This window comes from Fusicatenibacter saccharivorans (genome assembly GCF_027667425.1).
GTDB classification, from domain to species: domain Bacteria; phylum Bacillota; class Clostridia; order Lachnospirales; family Lachnospiraceae; genus Fusicatenibacter; species Fusicatenibacter saccharivorans.
Map to the genome: position 1 here is coordinate 152,807 of NZ_JAQEGR010000006.1, position 22,552 is coordinate 175,358.

The 22,552-nt window shown below is 52.1% G+C and carries 21 protein-coding genes and 2 tRNA genes; 19 read left to right on the plus strand and 4 right to left on the minus strand.

Annotation, left to right across the window (positions count from 1 at the left end):
- The first annotated feature begins 95 nt into the window (after window positions 1–95).
- The 7 genes from PGS38_RS07480 (at window position 96) to PGS38_RS07510 (ending at window position 5,814) form a co-directional block, all read left to right on the plus strand.
- A complete protein-coding gene (locus tag PGS38_RS07480) occupies window positions 96–1,145 on the plus strand; it encodes an L-threonylcarbamoyladenylate synthase (protein WP_022462093.1) in 1,050 nt (349 codons plus the stop codon).
- Window positions 1,146–1,147: 2 nt separating this feature from the next.
- Window positions 1,148–1,606 (plus strand): arsenate reductase/protein-tyrosine-phosphatase family protein, encoded by a 459-nt coding sequence (locus PGS38_RS07485; RefSeq protein WP_055218690.1) that lies wholly within the window; start codon window positions 1,148–1,150, stop codon window positions 1,604–1,606.
- Window positions 1,603–2,046, plus strand: coding sequence for a ribose 5-phosphate isomerase B (gene rpiB / locus PGS38_RS07490; RefSeq protein WP_055218692.1), 444 nt, complete (start codon window positions 1,603–1,605; stop codon window positions 2,044–2,046). The genes PGS38_RS07485 and rpiB overlap by 4 nt, the downstream gene beginning before the upstream one ends.
- A 29-nt stretch (window positions 2,047–2,075) precedes the next feature.
- Window positions 2,076–2,705: a uracil phosphoribosyltransferase gene (gene upp / locus PGS38_RS07495; protein ID WP_117509471.1), complete on the plus strand. Its 630-nt coding sequence runs from the start codon at window positions 2,076–2,078 to the stop codon at window positions 2,703–2,705.
- A gap of 43 nt (window positions 2,706–2,748) precedes the next feature.
- The gene (locus PGS38_RS07500) at window positions 2,749–3,237 is read left to right on the plus strand and encodes a deoxycytidylate deaminase (RefSeq protein WP_022462096.1); all 489 of its coding nucleotides are present in this window, start codon (window positions 2,749–2,751) and stop codon (window positions 3,235–3,237) included.
- A gap of 94 nt (window positions 3,238–3,331) precedes the next feature.
- The gene (locus PGS38_RS07505; protein ID WP_055227269.1) at window positions 3,332–4,231 is read left to right on the plus strand and encodes an AraC family transcriptional regulator; all 900 of its coding nucleotides are present in this window, start codon (window positions 3,332–3,334) and stop codon (window positions 4,229–4,231) included.
- 113 nt (window positions 4,232–4,344) lie between these two features.
- Window positions 4,345–5,814 carry a glycoside hydrolase family 30 protein gene (locus PGS38_RS07510; RefSeq protein WP_117801463.1) on the plus strand — a complete coding sequence of 490 codons (1,470 nt, stop codon included), beginning with the start codon at window positions 4,345–4,347 and terminating at the stop codon, window positions 5,812–5,814.
- A gap of 75 nt (window positions 5,815–5,889) precedes the next feature.
- Here PGS38_RS07510 and PGS38_RS07515 read toward each other — a convergent pair whose 3' ends face one another.
- Window positions 5,890–7,299: an AI-2E family transporter gene (locus PGS38_RS07515; protein ID WP_158568320.1), complete on the minus strand. Its 1,410-nt coding sequence runs from the start codon at window positions 7,297–7,299 to the stop codon at window positions 5,890–5,892.
- 141 nt (window positions 7,300–7,440) lie between these two features.
- Here PGS38_RS07515 and PGS38_RS07520 point away from each other — a divergent pair, with 141 nt between their 5' ends.
- Window positions 7,441–8,769 carry a CCA tRNA nucleotidyltransferase gene (locus PGS38_RS07520; RefSeq protein WP_118700139.1) on the plus strand — a complete coding sequence of 443 codons (1,329 nt, stop codon included), beginning with the start codon at window positions 7,441–7,443 and terminating at the stop codon, window positions 8,767–8,769.
- A gap of 74 nt (window positions 8,770–8,843) precedes the next feature.
- Here PGS38_RS07520 and PGS38_RS07525 read toward each other — a convergent pair whose 3' ends face one another.
- Complete coding sequence (locus PGS38_RS07525; RefSeq protein ID WP_055218699.1) at window positions 8,844–10,709, minus strand: beta-N-acetylhexosaminidase; 1,866 nt, start codon at window positions 10,707–10,709, stop codon at window positions 8,844–8,846.
- Between the two features lie 248 nt (window positions 10,710–10,957).
- On the opposite strand from PGS38_RS07525, the gene PGS38_RS07530 reads away from it, so the two are divergent.
- From PGS38_RS07530 to PGS38_RS07580, 11 genes are all read left to right on the plus strand, one after another.
- Window positions 10,958–11,935 (plus strand): phosphotransferase, encoded by a 978-nt coding sequence (locus tag PGS38_RS07530; protein ID WP_117509466.1) that lies wholly within the window; start codon window positions 10,958–10,960, stop codon window positions 11,933–11,935.
- A 241-nt stretch (window positions 11,936–12,176) separates the two neighbouring features.
- Complete coding sequence (locus PGS38_RS07535) at window positions 12,177–12,449, plus strand: HU family DNA-binding protein (protein WP_022462103.1); 273 nt, start codon at window positions 12,177–12,179, stop codon at window positions 12,447–12,449.
- A gap of 10 nt (window positions 12,450–12,459) precedes the next feature.
- Complete coding sequence (locus PGS38_RS07540) at window positions 12,460–12,699, plus strand: RNA-binding S4 domain-containing protein (protein WP_022462104.1); 240 nt, start codon at window positions 12,460–12,462, stop codon at window positions 12,697–12,699.
- Window positions 12,700–12,786: 87 nt separating this feature from the next.
- On the plus strand, window positions 12,787–13,065 hold the full coding sequence (gene yabP, locus PGS38_RS07545) for a sporulation protein YabP (protein WP_330410109.1): 279 nt from the start codon (window positions 12,787–12,789) through the stop codon (window positions 13,063–13,065).
- A 2-nt stretch (window positions 13,066–13,067) separates the two neighbouring features.
- The gene (yabQ, locus tag PGS38_RS07550) at window positions 13,068–13,475 is read left to right on the plus strand and encodes a spore cortex biosynthesis protein YabQ (protein ID WP_117509465.1); all 408 of its coding nucleotides are present in this window, start codon (window positions 13,068–13,070) and stop codon (window positions 13,473–13,475) included.
- A 100-nt stretch (window positions 13,476–13,575) separates the two neighbouring features.
- On the plus strand, window positions 13,576–13,905 hold the full coding sequence (locus PGS38_RS07555) for an FtsB family cell division protein (RefSeq protein ID WP_022462107.1): 330 nt from the start codon (window positions 13,576–13,578) through the stop codon (window positions 13,903–13,905).
- Between the two features lie 74 nt (window positions 13,906–13,979).
- Window positions 13,980–15,461, plus strand: a complete 1,482-nt coding sequence (locus tag PGS38_RS07560; protein ID WP_173859212.1) for a SpoIIE family protein phosphatase — start codon at window positions 13,980–13,982, stop codon at window positions 15,459–15,461.
- A gap of 15 nt (window positions 15,462–15,476) precedes the next feature.
- The gene (gene tilS, locus PGS38_RS07565; protein ID WP_119188515.1) at window positions 15,477–16,898 is read left to right on the plus strand and encodes a tRNA lysidine(34) synthetase TilS; all 1,422 of its coding nucleotides are present in this window, start codon (window positions 15,477–15,479) and stop codon (window positions 16,896–16,898) included.
- The gene (gene hpt / locus PGS38_RS07570) at window positions 16,895–17,431 is read left to right on the plus strand and encodes a hypoxanthine phosphoribosyltransferase (protein ID WP_117801456.1); all 537 of its coding nucleotides are present in this window, start codon (window positions 16,895–16,897) and stop codon (window positions 17,429–17,431) included. The genes tilS and hpt overlap by 4 nt, the downstream gene beginning before the upstream one ends.
- Before the next feature lie 9 nt (window positions 17,432–17,440).
- Window positions 17,441–19,303 carry an ATP-dependent zinc metalloprotease FtsH gene (ftsH, locus tag PGS38_RS07575; protein WP_117801455.1) on the plus strand — a complete coding sequence of 621 codons (1,863 nt, stop codon included), beginning with the start codon at window positions 17,441–17,443 and terminating at the stop codon, window positions 19,301–19,303.
- 418 nt (window positions 19,304–19,721) lie between these two features.
- Window positions 19,722–21,812 (plus strand): alpha-glycosidase, encoded by a 2,091-nt coding sequence (locus PGS38_RS07580; RefSeq protein ID WP_118595111.1) that lies wholly within the window; start codon window positions 19,722–19,724, stop codon window positions 21,810–21,812.
- 401 nt (window positions 21,813–22,213) lie between these two features.
- On the opposite strand, the gene PGS38_RS07585 is transcribed toward PGS38_RS07580, so the two are convergent.
- Both PGS38_RS07585 and PGS38_RS07590 read right to left on the minus strand, forming a co-directional pair.
- A tRNA-Leu gene (locus PGS38_RS07585) sits at window positions 22,214–22,299 on the minus strand.
- Window positions 22,300–22,302: 3 nt separating this feature from the next.
- Window positions 22,303–22,384: transfer RNA gene (locus PGS38_RS07590), tRNA-Tyr, on the minus strand.
- Window positions 22,385–22,552: the final 168 nt, after the last annotated feature.

Sequence of the window (22,552 nt, forward strand, 5' to 3'; positions counted from 1 at the left end):
GGGTTTTCAACTGCGCCGGAAAATGGTATAATCAAAACAGTGTGCGCAGATGGAAACACTGTGCGCTGGAACAGATGGAAAGAAGGAAGAAACATATGAGGGCATGGATTGCCAGGATGACAGAAGATAACATAGATCAGAGCGCGATCGAAAAAGCAGGAGAGATTCTGAAAAACGGCGGTCTGGCGGCATTCCCGACCGAGACCGTATATGGTCTTGGCGGAAATGCGCTGGATGCCAAAGCTTCCGAGAAAATTTATGCGGCAAAGGGCCGTCCGTCGGACAACCCGCTGATCGTCCACATCGGAAGAATGGAGGACCTCGAAACCGTAGCGGCAAACGTGCCGGAGAGTGCACGCAAACTGGCAGCTGCATGCTGGCCGGGACCGCTGACGATGATTTTTGAGAAAACAAATGCCGTTCCGCTCGAGACGACGGGAGGCCTTACCTCCGTAGCCGTGCGCTACCCGAGCAACAAAGTGGCAAACGCACTGATCTTAGCCGGAGGCGGCTTCATCGCAGCGCCGAGCGCCAATACATCAGGCCGGCCGAGCCCGACGAAAGCCGAGCATGTGATCGAGGACCTGGGGGACAAAATTGACTGTATCATCGACGGAGGAGACGCCGAGATCGGCCTCGAATCCACCATCGTCGATTTTACAGAGGAGATTCCGACGATTCTCCGCCCGGGCTATTACAACAAAGAGATGCTGGAAAAAGTGCTTGGAACCGTGCGTGTCGATCCGGGAATCCTTGCGGAGGACAGCCATGTGCGTCCGAAGGCACCGGGCATGCGCTACAAACATTATGCGCCGAAGGCAGACCTTACGATTATCCAGGGCGAGATGGAACGGGTGATTCCGGAAATCAACCGCCTTGCCGCAGAACAGGAAAAGGCAGGAAAGAAAGTGGGCGTAATCTGCACCGATGAGACGCGGGAGCAGTACACCACAGGAGATATCAAGAGCATCGGGCTGCGCGCCGAAGATGAGACGATCGCGCATCACCTGTTTGCGATTCTGCGCGACTTCGATGAGGACGGCGTGGAAGTGATTTATTCCGAGGCTTTCGACACCCCGCGTATGGGGCAGGCGATCATGAACCGCCTGTTAAAAGCCGCAGGCCACAAAGTAGCAGAGGTATAACAGTGAAACATTACAGCAGGATTTTATTTGTGGACGCGGACGATACCGCGCGCGCACCGATGGCGAAGGCGATTCTGCAGAGCAAAGAGCTTCCGTGGCCGATGGAAATTGGTTCCCGCGGGCTTGTCGTTCTGTTTCCGCAGCCGGTCAACCAGAAGGTAGAGGCAGTGCTTGCGCGCAACGGGCTTTCGGCCAAAGACCACACCACCACACCGCTTACCGCGGAGGACATCAACGACGACACGCTGCTTCTTGTGATGGAGGACAGTCAGAGGGAAAAGATCCGTGAGGACTTCCCGGATGCGCCCCATCTGCAGACGATCGCCGGATTTCTGCGGCTGGCAGGAGACATCCCCGCCCTTTACGGGGAACCGCTTACCGAATACGGAAAATGTTATGAAGCGCTGGAATTCCTGATTGAAGGTGTTCTTGCGCGGCTGAAAGAGGAGGAAGAACAATGATAGCTTTAGGATGCGACCACGGCGGATATGAGCTGATGCAGGAGGTAAAAGCATATCTGGACAAACAGGGACTGGAATATCAGGACTTCGGATGCTACAGCAACGAGGCAGTTGATTATCCGGTTTACGCCAGAAAAGTAGGCCATGCGATCCAGAACGGAACGTGTGATAAGGGAATCCTGATCTGCGGAACCGGAATCGGCATTTCTATCACGGCAAACAAAATGGAAGGAATCCGTGCAGCACTCTGCACCGACTGCTTCTGCGCAGAGGCAACCCGCCTGCACAACGATGCCAACGTACTGGCGATGGGAGGACGCGTTGTAGGCCCTGGCCTTGCAATCAAAATCGTAGAAACCTTCCTGAACACTCCATTTTCCGGAGAAGAGCGTCACGAACGCCGGATTCATTTGATTGAGCATGAAGGAGAAAATGAATAAATTTTAAACAAAACAAAGGAGAAGGGAAAATGGCAAGAACAGTCATCATGGATCACCCGCTGATCCAGCACAAAATCGGTATTATCAGAAAGAAAGACACAAGCTCCAAGGAGTTCCGCGAGATGATCAGCGAGATTGCAATGCTGATGTGCTACGAGGCAACCAGAGAGCTGCCGCTCACAGACGTTGAAATTGAAACCCCGATCTGCAAAACAACCGTAAAAGAGCTCGAAGGAAAGAAAATGGCAGTTGTGCCGATCCTCCGTGCCGGTCTTGGTATGGTAGAAGGTATGCTGGCTATGATTCCGGCAGCAAAAATCGGACACATCGGTCTGTACCGTGATCCGGAAACCCTGGCACCGGTTGAGTATTACTGCAAACTTCCGTCAGACATCGCAAGCCGTGAAGTATTTGTAACCGACCCGATGCTGGCAACCGGCGGTTCTGCAACGGCAGCCATCACCATGCTGAAAGAAAAAGGCGCAAAGAAGATCCACTTCATGTGCATCATCGCATCTCCGGAAGGAATCGAGAAAATGCATGAGATTCACCCGGATGTCGATGTTTTCGTCGGAGCACTGGATGACCATCTGAACGAGCACGGCTACATTGTACCAGGCCTCGGCGATGCCGGAGACCGTATCTTCGGTACGAAATAAGAGCGGAAGCAAAGTACGTTAAGAAAACACAGGGGAAATGGGTATGAGCGATAAACGAGAGGATTATATTTCCTGGGATGAATATTTCATGGCAGTTGCCCAGCTTGCCGGTATGCGCTCGAAGGATCCGCACACACAGGTGGGAGCCTGCATTGTGAGCGAGGACAACAAGATTCTGTCCATGGGATACAACGGTTTCCCGAGAGGCTGCTCGGACGACGAGTTCCCGTGGGGAAAGACAAGTGAAAATCCGCTGGAAAACAAGTATCTTTACACAACGCACAGTGAACTGAACGCCATCCTGAATTACCGCGGCGGAAGCCTCGAGGGAGCCAAGCTGTATGTGACATTGTTCCCATGCAACGAGTGCTGCAAGGCGATTATCCAGGCGGGAATCAAAACGGTGATCTACGACTGCGACAAGTACGCGGACACCCCGTCCGTGATCGCATCGAAACGGATGATGAAGGCGTCCGGAGTCACTTTTCAGAAATACCACCGCACAGGGCGGGAAATTACCATGTCCCTGTAGCAGAAAAGATAATAGAAGGAGCGCGCCTGAACGAACAGAAAGTTCAGACGCGCTTCGTCTGTATACACGAAAAGACAAGAAACGGGAGGGCACCATGGAGAGCAATTTCGAATGGATTACGGCAAACGGCGATATCGGCATCCGCTTTTTCCACAGCATCGACGACGGCGGCTACAGCAACCCGCCGCACTGGCACAACGATCTGGAGATCATTTATCTTCTGGAAGGCCGTCTGAAAGTGCGTTTCGGTGACGGCGGCGAGCGGCAGATCGGGGCAGATGAACTTCTCGTCATCAACTCCGGCACGATCCACGCCGTGACAGCCTATCCGAATCAGGCCATCGTCCTGCAGGTTCCGTACGAGATGCTGCTGCAGTACATGGAGCATTACGATCAGCTTTACTTTGTTGTGGATGAAAGACCGGCCAGTGAGGCGGAAAAACAAAAACTCGCAGAATTCAAAGCAGTTCTCCGGGAGATGGACGAGGTGTACGGTGCGCAGAAAGAAGGGTATCAGTTAAAATTCGACAGCCTTCTTCTTGAAGCGCTGTACCGCTTACTGGTGGACTATGCGGTGCGGATCGGAAAAGAACACATTCCGCAGAATCAGAAGGCCGTACAGCAGATCCGCGAGGTCATGCGGTATATTGAGGAGCATTACGCCAAAAAGCTGACGGTGGCGCAGGTCGCGGAGCACTTTGGTTATACGCCGAATTATCTGTCGAAGCTTCTGAAACGGTACCTCGGTCTGACGGTCTACCAGTATCTGTATGAAATCCGGCTCGACCGGATCTGCCGCGACCTGCAGCATCCCGAGGCGCGGATCATGGAACTTCTGCCGAAACACGGCTGCGAAAACTACAAGTCGGTGTCGCGTCTGTTTAAGGAGCGGTACGGCTGCAGCATGAAGGAAATGCAGAAGCGGTATGAAAAGGAAAAAGGAGACCGCCCGATGGGCCAGTGGGTAAGAATCAGAAAAGCGGAAATGCCCTAATTTTCTGCCGAAAAAGGCACTAAACAAGAAGAAGAGAGCATGGTATAGTGGAAGCATGAAACAGCGGATTTTCAGTAAATGCCGCAAAACATGTGAAAAATGGAGTGTGGAAAATGAAAGCAAAACAGATTACAACGTACCATGTAAAAGGGGAAGCAAAAACCTGGGAAAAAGCGCTGGCACCGGAAGACGAGTCCAAGAGCGTAAAAATGATTGAGTCGAACGTCATCAACCTGTATCCGGACTTTGCGTTCCAGACCATCGAGGGCTTCGGCGGCGCCATGACCGAGAGCAGCGCATACCTGCTGTCCCGTATGGATGAGGAAACACAGAATCAGGCATTACAGGATATTTTCGGACCGGACGGCCTTCATGCAAGATTTGTCCGCGTGCCGATCGACAGCTGTGACTATTCCCTTGAGGAGTATCAGGCAGTCGCAGACCCGATCGCAGACCCGGATCTGGCAACCTTCTCGATCGACCGCGACCGCAAATATGTCCTTCCGATGCTGAAAAAAGCCATCGAAATCTCCGCAGAGCCGATCAGTGTTCTGATGAGCCCGTGGTCTCCGCCGTATCAGTGGAAAACTGCACCGAAGATCGCAAAGAATGATGCTGCTGTTTACGGTGCAATGGGAATGCCGGTTCCGGAAGAGATTCCGCAGAGAAACCACGGCGGCAGCCTGAAACCGGAGTATTACGGAAGCTGGGCAAAATACGTCGTAAAATATCTGCAGGCATACCTCGATGAGGGAATCCCGGTGACGATGCTGAGCCTGCAGAACGAGACCGTAGCGGCTACCACCTGGGACAGCTGCGTATGGACACCGGAAGAGTCCAAAACCTACCTGAAAGATTATCTGTATCCGGAGATGAAAAAAGCAGGCCTGACGGACAAGATCGGCATCTTCATCTGGGATCACAACAAAGAGCGTATGATCGAGCACGTTCTGACCGTCCTTGACGAGGAGACCATGGACATGGTAGCCGGTATCGCATTCCACTGGTATTCCGGCGACCACTTCGAGGCTGTTGAGCTGATGAAACAGAAATACCCGGACAAAACCTTCATGCTTTCCGAGTGCTGTGCCCTTCACATGCCGGGCAGAATAGGTTTTGGCGGCGGTGGTTTCGGACCGGTGAACTTCCAGACACCAGAGTACGTCGATTACCTTGACGCCGCAGATTATGCACACGATATGATCGGAAACCTGAACGCCGGCATGAACCGCTGGATCGACTGGAACTTCCTCGTAGACAAAGACGGCGGCCCGCGCCACGTACCGATGGGATTCACCTCAGGTCTGATTGTGGATGATGATTTCCATTACCGCAAACCGATCATGTACCACTACATCGGCCATATTTCCAAATATATTGCTCCGGGTGCAAAACGCATCGGCTGGAGCAAATACGGAGCAAACCTGGATGTAACGGCCGCAGTCAATCCAGACGGAAGCTACGTTGTGATCCTGCTGAACCGCACAAAAGAGGATTCCGGCTGCTTCCTGCGTGTCAACGGACATATCATGCGTGTCGATCTTCCAGCAGAGACACTCAGCACGGTTGTAATCGAGAAATAAAAAGCAAAAATAAAAAAATGCCTTCTGTGCAGAATGGAAACAGTCTGCACAGAAGGCATTTTTGTAAGATACGATTTATTTTTGATCGGAATCGGAAGAATCTGAGTTTTTCTCTTCGGTCGAAGGCTTTGCCGGTGTATACGGCGCATCAACCGGAGACTCTTCCGTGGCCAGCTTTGTCAGCGCTTTGCGCAGCCGGTAGCCCGGGAAGTGGAAGACTTCGGCCTCGTCGATCTTCTTTTTCTGATATGGGATCGCCTGTCTCGTTTCCGGATCAATGTGGTCCATGTGGAAGTAAAACGCATCGTCATCCGGCAGGTGATGTTTTTCAAGACGACGGTTGGCGAAGTTGCGGCAGACCGTGCAGATAATGGCACAGACCGGAACGGCGATGATCATGCCAAAGACACCCCAGAAGCCGCCGCCGATCAGAATCGAGATGATGATAAGGAAGCTGGACACGCCGGTCGTCTCGCCGAGGATTTTCGGTCCTAAGAAGTTTCCGTCAAACTGCTGCAGGAGAACGACGAAAATCAGGAAATACAGTGCCTGCAGAGGGTCGATCAGAAGGATCAGCAGAAGACACGGAACGGCGCCGAGGAACGGGCCGAAAAACGGAATGATATTCGTCACACCGATGATTACGCTGACCAGCAGTGCGTACGGGGTGCCGATCAGGCTCGTCACAAGATAGCAGATGGCACCGATGATGATCGAATCGATGACTTTTCCAACGAGGAATCCGCTGAATTCCTGGTTCACATACTGGCAGTCGCGGATCACGGCATTTCCGTGATCCAGACCGAGCAGCGCGTAGACTGCTTTTTTCAGCTTGGCAATGTAGCTTTCCTTGTTGTACAGCATGTAGATCGCAACGATCGCGCCAAGCAGAATATTTTTGAAAAACGTAACCATGTTGACGAGCTGTCCGGAGAGGTTCAGAAGGAACGTACGGAGCATCGGCATCAGGTCATTGGTCAGCCAGTTGGAAAGCTTTGCGGAGAACATGGAGATGTACTGGTCTGCCGTCTGCTGCATCTCCGGGTAATTCGCCAGCACTTTTGTGGCAAAATCCTGAATGTTGTTTGCGTAGTTGGAGAAGTTGGAGACAATGTTTGTGATACTTGAGAACAGCTCCGGGATCAGGGTCGCAATGAGTCCGTACAGCGCGAAAAGCATGGCGACGTACGTCAGAAGAATCAAAAGCGCCCGTACAAGCTTTTTGCAGCGTACCGACTGTGTTTTTCCGTGCCGGGCAAAGAGTCTGGCGATGATCCGCTGTTCTATGAAGTTAATGATCGGGCTGATCACATAGGCGAGAATCAGGGCTGCAATCAGGGGGGAGAGAATGTCGAGGACATTGTGAAAGGCGGTCCGCACAGAAGTCTGGTGGAAGAGCAGGTAGTAAAAAATCATGGACGCTGCAAGTACCAGAAAGGCAGTAACGCCGGTCCGGACATATTTTCGGTAACGATCCAGTTTCATAAAAATGTAAATCCCCTTTCGAATTTTATTAACCTCTATTATACACATGCAATTCCCAAAATACAACCGCAACCACACTTGCGGGAAAAAAAGGAAACTGCTATACTGGAAAAGCAGATTTAGAAAAAGGAGATAACAAATTTGAAGATAAAAATGCCGCCAAGCGTAAATATGGTAATCGATTCCCTGCATGCGAAAGGCTTCGAGGCGTACGCGGTCGGAGGCTGTGTGCGCGATACGATTCTTGCGCGGGAGCCGGACGACTGGGATATTACAACCTCTGCTTCCCCACAGCAGGTAAAAGAAATTTTTGACCGCACCGTGGATACGGGACTGGAGCACGGAACGGTAACAGTTCTGGCCGGAAGCGGCGCGCACGAGGTCACGACGTACCGCATCGACGGAGAGTATGAGGACGGCCGCCATCCGAAAGAAGTGGTCTTTACCTCCAGCCTCGCCGAGGATCTGCGCCGCCGTGATTTTACGATCAATGCGATGGCATACAACAACGAAGAGGGGCTTGTGGATCTGTTCGATGGAATCAGGGATTTACAGCGCAAAGTCATCCGCTGTGTCGGAAATCCGACCGAGCGGTTCAGTGAGGATGCACTGCGGATCCTGCGTGCCCTCCGCTTTTCCGCACAGCTCGGCTTCAAACTCGATCCGGCAACACTGGATGCCATCATAGCACTCGCGCCGACGCTTGAAAAAATCAGCGCCGAGCGGATCCGTGTGGAACTGAATAAACTGCTGATCTCGAAGCGGCCGGAGTACATGGAGGCCGTCTATGAGGCGGGTATTACAAAAATTGTGCTGCCGGAGTTTGATGAACTGATGAAAACGCCGCAGAACAATCCGCACCACTGCTATAATGTCGGTGAGCACACGATTGCCGCTCTGCAGCACGTTCCGGCAGATCCGATTCTGCGCTGGACGATGCTGCTCCACGACATTGCAAAACCGGCGTGCCGCACAACGGATGAGGCCGGCATCGATCATTTTAAAGGCCACGCACCGGCGGGGGAGAAAATGGCGAAAGCGATTCTGCGCCGTCTGAAATTCGACAACGAAACCATCCGCCAGGTCGCAGCATTGATCCGCTGGCATGACTGCCGCATGGCTCCGGAGAAACCGGTGATCCGCCTTATTCTGAACAAACTCGGCCCGGAGCTGTTTGAAAAACTGATGATCGTGCAGGAAGCCGATACGATGGCCAAAAGCCTGTACCAGCGGGAGAAAACCCTGGAACGGATCGGAAAGGTAAGGGAGTGCGTCAGAGAAATTCTCGATAACGGCGACTGCTTTACGTTGAAAATGCTGGCCGTTTCCGGCAAAGATCTGATGGAACTCGGTGTCCCAAAAGGCCCGAAAATCGGCGAATGCCTGAACGCGGCGCTGGAAGAAGTGATGAAAGATCCGGCGAAGAATACAAAAGAATACCTGACAGAGTACGTAAAAACACTGCTGTAAAGCCAAAACGGCAAACAAAAGAGAGCCGGGGACAGAACAATCCGTCCCCGGCTCTCTTTTGTTTTTTACTGGTTTTATGCGTTCAGATCACGCAGCAGATCCGCATACCAGCAGAACACATGGGCAATGCGGTACAGTTCGCTCTCCTTGGAGACGGTGCGCCACAGCTCTTTATAGCTGTGCAGCCACCGTTCGAGATCTCCGGCGAGTGCAAAACAGTCTTCTTTCTCCGGCAGAGTGCCCTCGGAAAGAAGGGAAGCGCGCAGGAACGGCAGCAGGCGGTTCAGCACTTTCAGGCCGTCTGCGGCGAGCAGGTACGCATAGATCATCGGACGGTTCTCCGGGCGGACGGTGCCGGCTTTCTCGTACAGAACGGCGCAGAGCGCGTCGATTGAAGCATTTGCTGCATCCGCATCGCCTTCCGCGCAGGAGCGGAGCAGTTCGGCAGCCTCTTCTTTGTCCTGATGCAGTTCGAGTGCTTCCTGTACCATAACGGCAGTGCGCCACGGATACGCATCCTGATGGCAGAGAAGATCGAGCACGGAAACGAGTTTTCCGGAAGCATCACCAAATTCCAGCACGGAAATCTGGCGGTTGATTTCCTCCTCCGGCAGAATGTCTGCATTCCAGGAGAACGCCGCGCCGTAGATCATGCCGATGCGGGAGAAGTCCGGGTGATTGATGTGGCCGTAATCGCCCCAGTCAGTGTTCAGAAGTCCCATCGCATGGCATTCGTGGCCGTAGCGCGCCATTCTGGAAATGTTTTCATACGCCTCATGATACTTGTTGATGAGCTGGTTCCATCCCTGTACGCCCGGGCACACATACAGATGCTCGGCACCGGAATTGGCAAGGCGGGTCAGACGCTCCGATGAAACATTTGACGCATAATCCCAGTGGAGGCAGATCAGGTTCTTCGGCAGGAGATGATAAACTTCCGGCTCCTGGCTGATGACATCACTCCAGAACATCGGCGTGCGGCCGGATTCAGTGATATAGTTGGCAAGCTCTGTCACAAACTCGGTGTAGATGACGGTGGTTCCCTTTTCCTCGGCGAGTGCGCGGGAAGCCCCTTTTCCGAGGTCAAACGTTTCATCCGCGCAGAGATTGAAATACTTCGAGGAGAAGAGCTGCATATATTCGGAAAGAATGTGTTTGGCAAGGGAGAGGCTCTCCGGGTTTGTGATATCGAGCGTATGGTGCGCCTGGCGGTCATAGAAGGAGAACGGAGCCGAAGCAGAGCCTTCCAGTTCGCACAGATGTGCATACGATTTCGTGCAGAGCAGCTTGTACAGATGGCCGAAGCTTGCAAGTGACGGAACGAGATCAATGCCAAGTCCCTTGCAGTAGCGGTCCAGCTCGAGGATGTCCTCTGCAGTGAGCGGCGTATCGTCGCGCCACATCTCGGTCAGATCGTCGAAGAGATAGCTGTGCTCGATGTAGAGCTGAAGCTGATTGATTTTATAGAAGCTCAAGGTGTCGGCAAGCTGTTTCAGATAGGAAAGCGTCGGAACACGTCCGCGGGTCGCATCGTGGTAGAAGCCGCGGTTTTCCATGGCCGGTTTGTCGGAGATCAGGACGGTTGGAAGAACAGCACCTGCCTGGCGGATCATCTGACGGAGTGTCTGCACGCCGTAGAGAACGCCGCTTTCCAGAGATCCGCAGATCGTGATGTTTTCCGGTGTGACAGCGAGGGTATAAGCCTCACGGGATAATTCCGGAGAGGCAGTCAGATAGATCAAGTGTGATCCCACCGGCTGATGACGGCGGCAGATGGCAGGACGGAATCCCGTCTGTGTCTCAATCTCCTGCTGCAGAAGCTGTGCTGCAGAAAAAAGCTCAGCCGGGCTCTCGGAATCGAGAAAAATGCGGCTGTCATAGTGAATTGTAAAGGTGCCCTCTCCGTAGGAAAGGGAAGATGGCTGTGGTAAGAAAATCATAAAAACCCTCCTTAAAATAAAATGATTTTAGAGAACCCCATAACAGGTGTTTTTCATCCTGTCAAGTTTGGAATATTTTACCATGCGGTGAAATTAAAAACAATAAAATAAGAGAAAAAGAAAACACTTTCAACATAGCTTTTGGGATGAAAGAAAAAACAGAAACCAGTATGCATGGCACAGGGCGGATACGCATACATTGAATCGTGACCCCAAAAACGATCACAACAGGGAAAGGAGTCAGGCTCTTGTATGATTATGGATTGAGTGTGCTGTCCCATTACGGTCTTACGGCTTCCGGCACAATGCGGGTGCGGGGCGCTTTATTGTGCCACACCGAACAGGGGGATAAGCTGATCAGCGAGTTCGGGACGGCGGCGGAAAAACTGGAGCAGCGGTATCTTCTACAGTGCCGCATCACGGAGTCGGGGCTCCTGCGGTGCGATCAGATTCTGCGGAACGAAGAGGGAGCGCTTGCAACGCGCGGGGACGACGGAGGAACGTACATTGTGCGGAACTGGTACCCGGGCCGGGAATGTGAGACGGGAAACAGTGAGGATCTTATCCGCGCCTCGGACGCGCTGGCGCGGCTACATACGGCAGCTCATCTGCCGGTGAAAATGGAATACCGGAGGGAATCCATCGTGGAGGAGTGCATCCGCCACAATGTGGAAATTCGAAAGATCCGAAAGTATTTGCAGACAAAAAAGAAGAAAAATGAGTTCGAAAAACTGCTGCTGGCAAGCGCCGGTCCGTATCTGGAACAGGGAGAGCGGGCGGCCGCGGAAATGAAAGCTTCTTCCTATGAAAAACTGCGGCAGCGGGCGGACGAAGAAGGCGCCGTCTGCCACGGGGAATTCAGCCAGCACAATATTCTGCTGGAAAACGGCAGAGGCGAAACGGCGGTCAATTTCGACAAGTGGAACTTCGATCTCCAGGTGGCAGATCTTGGCTATTTTATGCGGAAAATTCTGGAAAAACACGGCTGGAGCGAGCGCGCGGCAGAACGGATCTTAAACGCCTACAGCGCCAGACGGCCGCTCGATGAGGGGGAAATCGAGACACTCCGCCTCTATCTTTCCTATCCGTGGAAATACTGGAAACTGGCAAACCGCTACTACGGAAGCAGAAAATCGTGGATATCCGGGCGGAATACGGAGAAACTAAAAACACTCAATGCGCAGCAGGCAGACTGGCTGCGGTTTGTTAAGGGATCCTTCTTTTAACCGTGCGGTGGAAAAGAGTCTGTTTTGGGCAGAAATCGCCATAAAACCGCTGGTATGGGGGACTTTTTTCTTGACAAGAGAGACGCATTAGTATATAAATATATACAGCTACGCGAAAAAGCCGGTCAACGTAACAGACTGATCATCCGGAAGAAAAACAGCCGGCAGGGCAGGTCGTGTGTATCAGCGGGCCCGCGTACCATGTAAAAAACAAATGTAAGATACAGGAGGAGTAAAACTCATGAACAAAACAGAATTAGTTGCAGCTATGGCTGAGCAGACAAATTTATCCAAAAAAGATGCAGAGGCTGCTTTAAAAGCATTTATCGATGTAGTATCTGAAGAATTAAAGAAAGGTGAGAAAGTTCAGCTGGTAGGCTTTGGTACCTTCGAAGTATCCGAAAGAGCAGCAAGAGAAGGAAGAAATCCGCAGACTGGCGAGACCATGGAAATCAAAGCTTCCAAAACTCCGAAATTCAAAGCAGGAAAAGCTTTAAAGGACATGATGAACTAAGTAAAAATCTATGCGCTTAGATAAATTTTTAAAAGTATCAAGACTGATCAAGCGGCGTACCGTAGCCAATGAAGCCTGTGATGCAGGCCGTGTCCTCGTCAACGACAGACCGGCAAAAGCATCCGCACAGGTCAAGGCAGGAGATGTACTGGAAATTCAGTTCGGAAGTAAATCCGTCAGGGTAGAAGTGCTGAATGTGCAGGAAACCGTGAAAAAAGAAGAAGCACAGGAGCTTTACCGCTACTTATAAGAAGTGCGGCAGGATTCATGTGCAGCGAATAAAAAGAGAAAACCTTCATATAATGGGTGTATAGACCATTGTATGGAGGTTTTTTGTATGGGGGAGATGAACGAACAGGCGCACCGCCTTTTGCTGGAACAGCGGAAAACACTTTCTCTTGGCGGCGTGCAGGATGTGAAAAGCTTTGATGAGAACGAAGTTCTGCTCGTGACCGTCTGCGGTGTTCTTACCATCCGCGGAAAAGAGCTGCATGTGGGCCGCCTGGAGCTGGAAAAGGGAGAGGCGGATATCGAAGGCAGCATCGACAGCCTGGTCTATACGGAACATGGGCCGCTGCAGAAGAAGGGGTCTGCGCTTGCGCGGCTGTTCCGGTAAAAATGAGTGCGTATGTCACCCGGGAGCTGATTCTGTTCGCCTGTTCCATCTGGCAGGGGGCAGTCCTGGGGTTCTGGTATGATCTGATCAAGACAGCGCGGAAACTGATCCGCCACAGCCATGCGGCGGTATCTGCAGAGGACCTCTGCTACTGGATTGCGGCAGCGCTGTATCTGTTTGTACGGATTTACGGAGAGAACAGCGGCATTCTCCGCGGGTATCTGTTTGGCGGCATCCTTGGGGGCGCTGCATTGTACCACGCATCGTTTGGACGCTTTCTTCCGGAACTTCTGGCAAAGGGAATCAAAAAAGCAGGGCGAATCCTCGCTTTTCCAGGAAAATGGCTGGTAAAAAGTATGAAAAAACGGAGAAAAAGGTTGAAATTTCATGGGAAGAACGGTAAGATGTAACTACACATGTAAGAACAAAAGAAACAAGTCTGCGGACGAAAAACAACAGATAGTTTGGCTGCAGACGGTTGGAAAATAGAAAGCAAGGGTAAAGAAAAGAATGAAAGAAAGGGAAGAAAAGAATTCTGGCCGAAAGAAAAAAGTCAGAAAGAAGAGCCGTACAACAGAGTTCTCAATTACCGTAGTCCTGTGCTGCCTGGTTGCAGTCCTTACCGTAAAGGGAATCAGCCTTCAGCAGAAGGTCAATGCAAATGCATCCCGTCTTTCCAGTCTGGACAGCCAGATTGAAGAGGAGAAGCAGCGCACCGATGATATTACCGCCTTGAAAGAATACATGCAGACCGATGAGTACATAGAAAAAACGGCAAGAGAAAAACTTGGCATGGTAAAGGATAATGAGATTTTATTTAAAGAATCCCAGTCGAAATAAACAAAACAGATAAAGAAAGGGCATGATTTCGCAGTCCCCTTTGAAGTCCAGAACAAAGAGAGGAGGAGCGGAACATGCCGGAGTGGATCATTGCCATGTTCCTGATCGGCGCATTGCTGTCAGCAGGGGACATGGCTAAAATTTTTTTGGAAGCCAGAAGAAGCCGCCGGGAAGCGGCCGTCTATGACAATCATCCGCAGAAACTGCAGATGGAGCACTACGCCGATTCGTTCCGCGTTCTGGCAGAGAGCTTTTACCAGATGCCGTCAAAAAGTGTGATGCCGGAGACGGGCCGGGTGGACAAGATTCTGGAAAAAGAACAGCAGGAAGTCTGTAGCCGCTGTGCGAAGGCGTCGTGGTGCTGGGAGCAGTACGGAAACCTGACGCGCGAGCGGTGCCAGGAACTTCTTCAGACAATCGCCGACGGGGATGAGGACGAGATCAGCCGTGCAAAAGGCGAATGGAACGCCTCCTGCCTGAACGGCTCCCGCTTTCTGGAAATGTTCTGGAACCGCTACCAGCAGGAACGCCAGACGGCGCTCTGGTCGGGGCGTGTGGCGGAGAGCCGCCGCGTGGTGGCAGAACAGTTAAGTGAAGTCGCCGGGATTATGGACCGCGCCGCGTGTGATCTGTACAGCCTCAATAGTCTGCCGGACGAGCTCTCGGAAAAAATCTGCCGCCAGATGAAGAAAAACGGGGCTTTCGTCCAGAAAATCTGGCTCCAGGAGCGGCCGAAAGAGCATTTACAGATCTATATGACGGTCAAAGCGGGCCGTCACTGCCGGATCACGCTTCGCCAGACGGCGGAACTGATCGGTTCCCTGTGCGGAATCCCGATGGTTGCGGTACGCGACGGGGCACAGGTCTTAAGCGGAGAATACCAGACGGTGCTGTTTCAGGAGGATGTGAAATTCCAGGTTCTCTACGGTGTGGGACGCATCACCAAGGAGCAGGAGAGTATCTCCGGGGACAATTACAGTGTGCTCTGCGAAAACGGCCAGTTTGTCCTCTGCCTGTCGGACGGCATGGGTTCCGGGATCGAGGCAAACAGGGAGAGCGAGACGGTGGTGGAGCTGTTTGAACAGTTCCTGCGCGCCGGATTCCCGCGGATCATGGCGGCACGGATGATCAATTCGATGCTTCTGCTGCAGCCAAAGGAAGGGATGTTTTCCACGTTTGATGTTGCTTCGATTAATCTCTACACAGGCGTCTGCAGCTTTTTGAAAGGAGGTGCATCGCCGACGTTCCTTAGGCGGGATACGTGGGTGGAGGTTGTGGAGTCGACCAGTCTTGCCGCAGGTCTCGTTTCCCAGACGGATTTTGATACCACAACGAAAAAGCTGTACGACGGTGATTACCTTGTGATGATGACGGACGGAGTGCTGGACGCGCTGCCCGGGGACAGGACGGAGCAGATGAAGCAGCTTCTTCTCGAAGTGAAAAACAGCGAGCCGCGGGAATTTGCCCGGGAGCTTTTGGAACGCGTGCTGCGCCTCGGCGGCTGCCGCGCACGGGATGATATGACGGTTCTGGTCGCCAGAATCTGGAAAAAATAGGAGTAAAAACGAAGGATGCGAGAGAAAGTAAGAGCCTTTATGGAACAGTATCATATGGTAACGGCAGGCGAACGCGTGCTGCTCGGCCTTTCCGGCGGCGCGGATTCCGTCTGCCTGTTTCATCTGCTGCGGGAACTGCAGGAGCCGCTTGGCTTTTCGCTGCTGGCTGTCCACGTCAACCATAATCTGCGCGGCGCGGAAGCCGGGCGGGATGCGGCATTTGCAGAAAATCTGTGCCGGGAATATGATGTTCCGTTCTATCTCTATTCCTGTCCCGTGGAGAAGATCGCAAAAGAAAAGCATCTCTCGACGGAGGAGGCGGGACGCGCGGCGCGGCAGGAAGTTTTTGCAGCGTGCGCAAAGGAGCAGAGGGCAGTGAAAATTGCGCTCGCCCATCACCAGGATGACGTTGCGGAGACGATGCTGCATCACCTGGCACGGGGAACGTCGCTGGCCGGACTTGCCTCCTTACGCCCCGTGCGGGGGAATGTGATCCGTCCGCTTCTCTGCGTCGGACGAAAAGAGATCCGGCAGGAACTGGAAAGCCGTAAGTGTTCCTGGTGTGAGGACAGCACGAATGCAGAGGATGCCTACACGAGGAACGGAATCCGCCACCATGTGCTGCCGTATCTGACCGAAGAGGTCAATCCGCGTGCCGCCGCGCATATGGCACAGACATCGCTGGACCTGCTGGAAACGGAGGAATATCTGGAGCAGCAGACGGATCAGCTGATGGAGCGGTATGCATCCGCAGAGAAAAATGCGGTTGTGCTGCGTGATGCGGTGAGCAGCGAAGCGCCTCTTCTGCAGCGCTACGTGATCCGGCGCGTTCTGGAACAGCTGGCGGGAAAACGGAAGGATCTTACCAGGGAGCATCTGGAATCTGTGCGGGAACTTTTTGAAAAGCAGGTCGGAAAAAGTGTCTGCCTGCCGTATGGAATCACCGCCGTGCGCGGATACGAGACGCTCCGCCTGGAAAAGCAGGGAGTGCATTTAAAAGAAGAACGGAAAAGGAAAAGCGGCGAAGAAGTTCCAATTCCGGTTCCGGCCGGGTGGGAAGAGGAAAAAAGTCTCGCATTTGCAGAAAATCCAGTCACGATTGTGAAAAAAACATCGATTTTTCCCGAAAGAATTGAAGAAAAAAAGTATACGAAATGCTTTGACTGTGATAAAATAAAAGACGGTCTTGTCCTCCGCACGAGAAGAAGCGGAGATTATCTGAGAGTAACCGCAAAAGGCGGGAAAAAGAAACTAAAAGATTATATGATTGATGCCAAGATACCGAAAGAGGAGCGGGATTCCATTCTGCTGCTCGCCGACGGACCGGAGATCTGGTGGGTCGTGGGGTATCGCAGAGGAGAGAGCGGCCGTGTCGGGGAAGACACGAAAGCAGTTCTGCAGATACAGATTGGCGTTGGTAAGGAGGAAAACAGATGAAAGAGACAATCAGAGTATTATTAAGCGAAGAAGAAGTAGACAGACGAATTAAAGAAGTAGCAGACCAGATCAACCGCGATTACGCAGGAAAGGAAGTGCACCTGATCTGCGTTTTAAAAGGCGGCGTATTCTTTATGTGCGAGCTGGCAAAACGCATCACAGTGCCGGTAAGCCTTGACTTTATGTCCGTATCAAGTTACGGCGATGACACCAAGTCCAGCGGAGTTGTCCGTATTGTAAAAGACCTGGATCAGCCGCTGGAAGGAAAAGACGTTCTGATTGTGGAGGATATCATCGATTCCGGAAGAACGCTTTACTATCTGATCGACATCCTGAAAAAGAGAAATCCGAAATCCGTACACCTGTGTACTCTGCTCGACAAGCCGGAGCGCAGAGTGCGCGATGTCAAAGTAGATTATACCTGCTTTGATATCCCGGACGAGTTCGTCGTAGGCTACGGTCTGGATTACGCACAGAAATATCGGAATCTTCCATACATCGGAGTAGTGGAGTTTCACGAAGACGAGGAGTAAAAAGAAAATATGAACAGACAGCGCAGTGGATTTGGACTCTACGCGGCGTTTATGGTGATTATCGTGCTTGCCATGTTCTATATCACCGGAAAAATCAGCGCAGGCAGCAGCCCAAGTCAGCAGAAATTTGAAACCGCCGTAAAAGACGGCAAAGTGACATCCGCGCAGATTGTCCAGAACAAAGAAGTGCCGACCGGCTCCGTTGTGGTACGGGAGCAGGGCGGTGACAGTTATACGGTCAATGTGACCGACGTAAACGCAGCTATCAGCCTTCTGGAGGATGCTGATGTAACGTACACCGTACAGAATGTCCAGAGAGACAGCATTTTCATGACGTCTGTCCTGCCGGCCCTGCTGCTCGGTATGATCCTTCTTTTCGGCATGTCGATGATGAACCGCTCCATGGGCGGCGGTGGAGGCGGCGGAAACAAAATGATGAATTTTGGAAAAAGCAACGCCCATATGTCCACCGACAAAGACAAAAAAGTCCTGTTCCGCGATGTTGCGGGCTTAAAAGAGGAAAAAGAAGACCTTGTTGAGGTGGTCGATTTCCTGAAAGCACCGGAGAAATATACACAGGTCGGTGCGAGAATCCCGAAAGGAGTTCTTCTTGTGGGCCCTCCTGGAACCGGTAAAACCCTTCTGGCGAAAGCTGTTGCAGGAGAGGCAGGCGTGCCGTTCTTCAGCATTTCCGGATCCGATTTCGTGGAAATGTTCGTCGGCGTCGGCGCTTCCCGTGTCCGCGACCTGTTTGAGGAAGGAAAAAAACATGCGCCGTGCATCATCTTCATCGATGAGATCGACGCCGTGGCAAGACGAAGAGGCACCGGCATGGGCGGCGGCCACGATGAGAGAGAGCAGACATTAAACCAGCTTCTCGTTGAGATGGATGGTTTCGGCGTCAATGAGGGCATCATCGTGATGGCAGCGACGAACCGTGTCGATATCCTGGATCCGGCGATTCTCCGTCCGGGCCGTTTTGACCGCCGCGTGGTTGTAGGACCGCCGGATGTCATGGGCCGTGAGGAAATCCTGAAAGTCCATGCAAAGAACAAACCGCTGGCCGAGGATGTGGATCTGAAACAGATCGCGCAGACGACCGCAGGCTTCACCGGCGCAGAGCTGGAGAACCTGCTGAACGAGGCAGCAATCATGGCGGCAAAGGACCGCAGAAGATTTGTGCGCCAGGCCGATATCAAGTCTGCTTTCATCAAAGTGGGCATCGGTGCGGAGAAGCGCAGTAAAGTCATTTCGGATAAAGAAAAACGGATCACCGCATACCATGAGACAGGCCATGCGATCCTGTTCCATATGCTGCCGGATATGGAGGCGGTCTATACGATCTCCATTATCCCGACAGGTCCTGGCGCAGCGGGCTACACGATGCCGCAGCCGGAGAATGACGATATGTTCCAGACGAGAGGCAAAATGATGCAGTACATCACCGTATGCCTCGGCGGCCGTGTGGCAGAGGAGCTGATCTTCGACGATATCACAACGGGTGCGTCCCAGGATATCAAACAGGCGACGGCAACCGCCCGTTCCATGATTACGAAGTACGGTATGTCTGAGAACCTCGGTCTTGTTGCATACGATTCCGACTCGGACGAGGTATTTATCGGTCGTGACTGGGGCCATACGAAGAGCTACAGCGAGAATGTAGCCGCAGCCATCGACGAGGAAGTCCGCCAGATGATCGAGAAATGCCACGATCAGGCGAAACAGATTATTCTGGAGCATTCCTATGTGCTGCATGAGTGTGCAAAGCAGCTGATGGAAAAAGAGAAGCTGAGCCGTGCTGAATTCGAAGCCATTTTTGAGCAGGAAGCACAGATGACAGGAACAGCACCGGAAGTTTCTGGAGAAATCTGATATCTTTTTATTTGCAATAGAAAACCTGCAGAAAACAAAAAAAATTTTTTGCAGGTTTTTTTCTGCGATTTTACGGGCGTTTGTGCAAATTAAAACAGAAAATCCGAAACGCCGGAAAAATTCATCGTTATTTTGAATAAGAATCAAATGAAAAAAAATCGCGATTTGTGCAGACTTTTCGAGGGACGTATGGTACTATAATAACTGTAAAAACCCCCCAATACATTATATAGTTTTTGCTACACCCCATAAGAGAAATACCTTCTCCAAAAGAGCCAGCGTACCCCGCTGGCTCTTTTACTATATAAAAATCCAATAAACACAATCGTTACATGTGTTCAGAAAAAGGTTGTATTACATGGCGGTGTGGGGTAAAATATAAGGAATGAATGATTGAGAAAGACAGAGGCGTTAGTTCATGGATAAAACAAGAATGCAGCAGTATATGTCACAGATGCGGGCGATGTTCAACAAGCATGCGCTCTACAGCGATGAATCCCCGCAGTATCAGATTCCGTTTGAGCCGAACCCGGGCGACACGGTGAAGATCCGGTTCCGTACCCTGAAAAATAATGTAGATGCGGTTTATTTCATCAGCGGTTCCATCCGTGCACAGATGCAGGTCGGTTTGGTCCGGAACGGTTTTGATTATTACGAGATCGAGATTCCGGTCGGAAATGAGCCGATCCGCTATTTCTTTGAGATTCAGGCAGGCCGTGTTGTCTGTTATTACAACAAGCTCGGCGTGACAAGAGAGCTTCAGGAGATGTATTCGTTTGGTATTATTCCAGGTTTCCATACGCCGGACTGGGCGAAGGGCGCTGTCATGTATCAGATTTTTGTGGACCGCTTCTGCAACGGAGATCCGTCCAACGATGTGCTGACGGGAGAGTACAGCTACATCGGTGAGCAGGTCAACAAGGTGGATGACTGGAACCGCTTCCCGGAGCAGATGGATGTCCGCAATTTCTACGGCGGCGATCTGCAGGGCGTCATTGACAAGATGGATTATCTGCAGGATCTCGGTGTGCAGGTCATTTATCTGAATCCGGTGTTTGTTTCGCCGTCGAACCATAAGTATGATATTCAGGATTATGACTATATTGATCCGCATTTCGGAAAGATTGTCTCCGACGAAGGCGATCTGCTCTGGCCGGGCGACAAGGACAATACGCGGGCAACGCGGTATATTGACCGTGTGACGAACAAGGCGAACCTGGAGGCGAGCAATGAACTGTTTATCCACCTGGTGGAGGAGGCGCACAAGCGCGGCATGAAGGTGATTCTGGACGGCGTTTTCAACCACTGTGGTTCGTTTAACAAGTGGCTGGACCGCGAGCGGATTTATGAGGCCGGAAAGGGCTATGAGCCGGGCGCGTATGTGGCGCAGGACAGTCCGTATCACACGTTTTTTAAGTTTTATAATGAGCATAACTGGCCGTACAATGAGTTTTATGACGGCTGGTGGGGCCATGATACGCTGCCGAAGCTGAACTACGAGGGTTCGGAGAAGCTGATGGAGGATATTATGCGCATCGGCGCGAAGTGGGTTTCTCCGCCGTTTAATGCGGACGGCTGGCGGCTGGATGTGGCCGCTGACTTAGGACACAGCCCGGAGTTTAACCACAAGTTCTGGAAGGAGTTCCGGCGCGTTGTGAAGGAGGCGAATCCGGAGGCAATTATTCTGGCTGAGCACTACGGCGATGCGATGAGCTGGCTGCAGGGCGACGAGTGGGATACGGTGATGAACTATGATGCGTTTATGGAGCCGGTTTCCTGGTTCCTCACGGGTATGGAGAAGCACAGTGATGAGTTTAACCAGGGACTTCTCGGAAACAGTGAGAGTTTTATCGGGGCGATGACGTATCATATGCCGGCGTTTTATGCGCCTTCGCTGTATACGGCGATGAATGAGCTGGATAATCATGATCATTCGCGGTTCCTCACGAGAACGAATCATCGTGTGGGGCGTGTGGCGAATGTTGGGCCGTATGCGGCTGCGGAGAATACGAATAAGGCGGTGCTGCGCGAGGCGGTTGTGATTCAGATGACGTGGCCGGGGGCGCCGACGCTGTATTATGGGGATGAGGCCGGCCAGGTTGGGTTTACGGATCCGGATAACCGGAGGACGTATCCCTGGGGACAGGAGGATCAGGAGCTGATCCGATTCTATAAAGAAATGATTGCGGTGCATCGGAGATTTCCGGTGCTGGCGATGGGATCGCTGAAATTTTTGTGCCATGATTATAATGTGCTTTCTTATGGACGGTTTAATCAGGAGGAGCAGGTGATTGTGATAATTAATAACCGGAATGAGAGGGTGCATGTGGAGATTCCGGTGTGGCTTACCGGGATTAACCGGAGTTCGGTGGCGAAGCTGACGCAGGTGTTTGCGACGGATGCGGTGGGATTTTCTTCGGAGGAGAAAGAAATCGAGGCACCGGCGGGCATACTGGAGATGGATTTGCTGCCGTTATCGGGAGTGGTACTGCATAGATGCGAGGAGTGACGGATTTGGGGGACGCCTCGCCGCCGCACACCCGGTGGTCTTGCGTGATGCGCAGGGCAGCGGTGGAAAAGCGGGGGAAAAACGTAGAAAAAACGGAGGTCTTTCGACAGACACCGGCATTATTCGCCGGGAAATCTGATGATTTCCCAGCTCAGAATGCCTTGAAATCTGGTGTTGAGCACCAGATTTCAGTCTTTCGAAAGGCTTCCGTTTTTTCTGGTTTTTCCAACCCGCTTTTCCAATGCTGCCCTGCGCATCACGCAAGACCACCGGGCGCGCGGCGGCGAGGCTGGTAGTGGGAACGGGAGATGGGGCTGGATCCGCTAGGGCGGATCGGCGTAAGATTTTTGGGGGAGAATGGAAAAAGAGCTCCGATTCGTATGAATCAGAGCTCTTAATCGTGCCGCAAACCGGGATCGAACCGGTACGGGTATCACTACCCACGGGATTTTAAGTCCCGGGCGTCTGCCAGTTCCGCCACTGCGGCATATGGACGGAGATGGATTCGAACCATCGAAGCAATTTGCAGCAGATTTACAGTCTGTCCCCTTTGGCCACTCGGGAATCCGTCCATGTATTTTGTTTTGTGTCAGAATGACTTCCGACATTGATTGATTATACTGGATGTGGAGCAAAAATGCAAGTGTTTTTTTGAAAAAATAAGAAAAAAGTTGAAAGGGGGGAGCCGGTCAGGTATAATATGATATATATGGGCTTCTATATTGAGAAATAAACAACCT

Excerpts from the sequence above, each read along its gene's own strand:
- PGS38_RS07480 (WP_022462093.1), top strand. The coding sequence starts at position 96 with ATGAGGGCATGGATTGCCAGGATGACAGAAGATAACATAGATCAGAGC.
- rpiB (WP_055218692.1), top strand. The coding sequence starts at position 1,603 with ATGATAGCTTTAGGATGCGACCACGGCGGATATGAGCTGATGCAGGAG.
- upp (WP_117509471.1), top strand. The coding sequence starts at position 2,076 with ATGGCAAGAACAGTCATCATGGATCACCCGCTGATCCAGCACAAAATC.
- PGS38_RS07500 (WP_022462096.1), top strand. The coding sequence starts at position 2,749 with ATGAGCGATAAACGAGAGGATTATATTTCCTGGGATGAATATTTCATG.
- PGS38_RS07505 (WP_055227269.1), top strand. The coding sequence starts at position 3,332 with ATGGAGAGCAATTTCGAATGGATTACGGCAAACGGCGATATCGGCATC.
- PGS38_RS07510 (WP_117801463.1), top strand. The coding sequence starts at position 4,345 with ATGAAAGCAAAACAGATTACAACGTACCATGTAAAAGGGGAAGCAAAA.
- PGS38_RS07515 (WP_158568320.1), bottom strand. The coding sequence starts at position 7,299 with ATGAAACTGGATCGTTACCGAAAATATGTCCGGACCGGCGTTACTGCC.
- PGS38_RS07525 (WP_055218699.1), bottom strand. The coding sequence starts at position 10,709 with ATGATTTTCTTACCACAGCCATCTTCCCTTTCCTACGGAGAGGGCACC.
- PGS38_RS07535 (WP_022462103.1), top strand. The coding sequence starts at position 12,177 with ATGAACAAAACAGAATTAGTTGCAGCTATGGCTGAGCAGACAAATTTA.
- PGS38_RS07540 (WP_022462104.1), top strand. The coding sequence starts at position 12,460 with ATGCGCTTAGATAAATTTTTAAAAGTATCAAGACTGATCAAGCGGCGT.
- yabP (WP_330410109.1), top strand. The coding sequence starts at position 12,787 with ATGGGGGAGATGAACGAACAGGCGCACCGCCTTTTGCTGGAACAGCGG.
- yabQ (WP_117509465.1), top strand. The coding sequence starts at position 13,068 with ATGAGTGCGTATGTCACCCGGGAGCTGATTCTGTTCGCCTGTTCCATC.
- PGS38_RS07555 (WP_022462107.1), top strand. The coding sequence starts at position 13,576 with ATGAAAGAAAGGGAAGAAAAGAATTCTGGCCGAAAGAAAAAAGTCAGA.
- PGS38_RS07560 (WP_173859212.1), top strand. The coding sequence starts at position 13,980 with ATGCCGGAGTGGATCATTGCCATGTTCCTGATCGGCGCATTGCTGTCA.
- tilS (WP_119188515.1), top strand. The coding sequence starts at position 15,477 with ATGCGAGAGAAAGTAAGAGCCTTTATGGAACAGTATCATATGGTAACG.
- hpt (WP_117801456.1), top strand. The coding sequence starts at position 16,895 with ATGAAAGAGACAATCAGAGTATTATTAAGCGAAGAAGAAGTAGACAGA.
- ftsH (WP_117801455.1), top strand. The coding sequence starts at position 17,441 with ATGAACAGACAGCGCAGTGGATTTGGACTCTACGCGGCGTTTATGGTG.
- PGS38_RS07580 (WP_118595111.1), top strand. The coding sequence starts at position 19,722 with ATGGATAAAACAAGAATGCAGCAGTATATGTCACAGATGCGGGCGATG.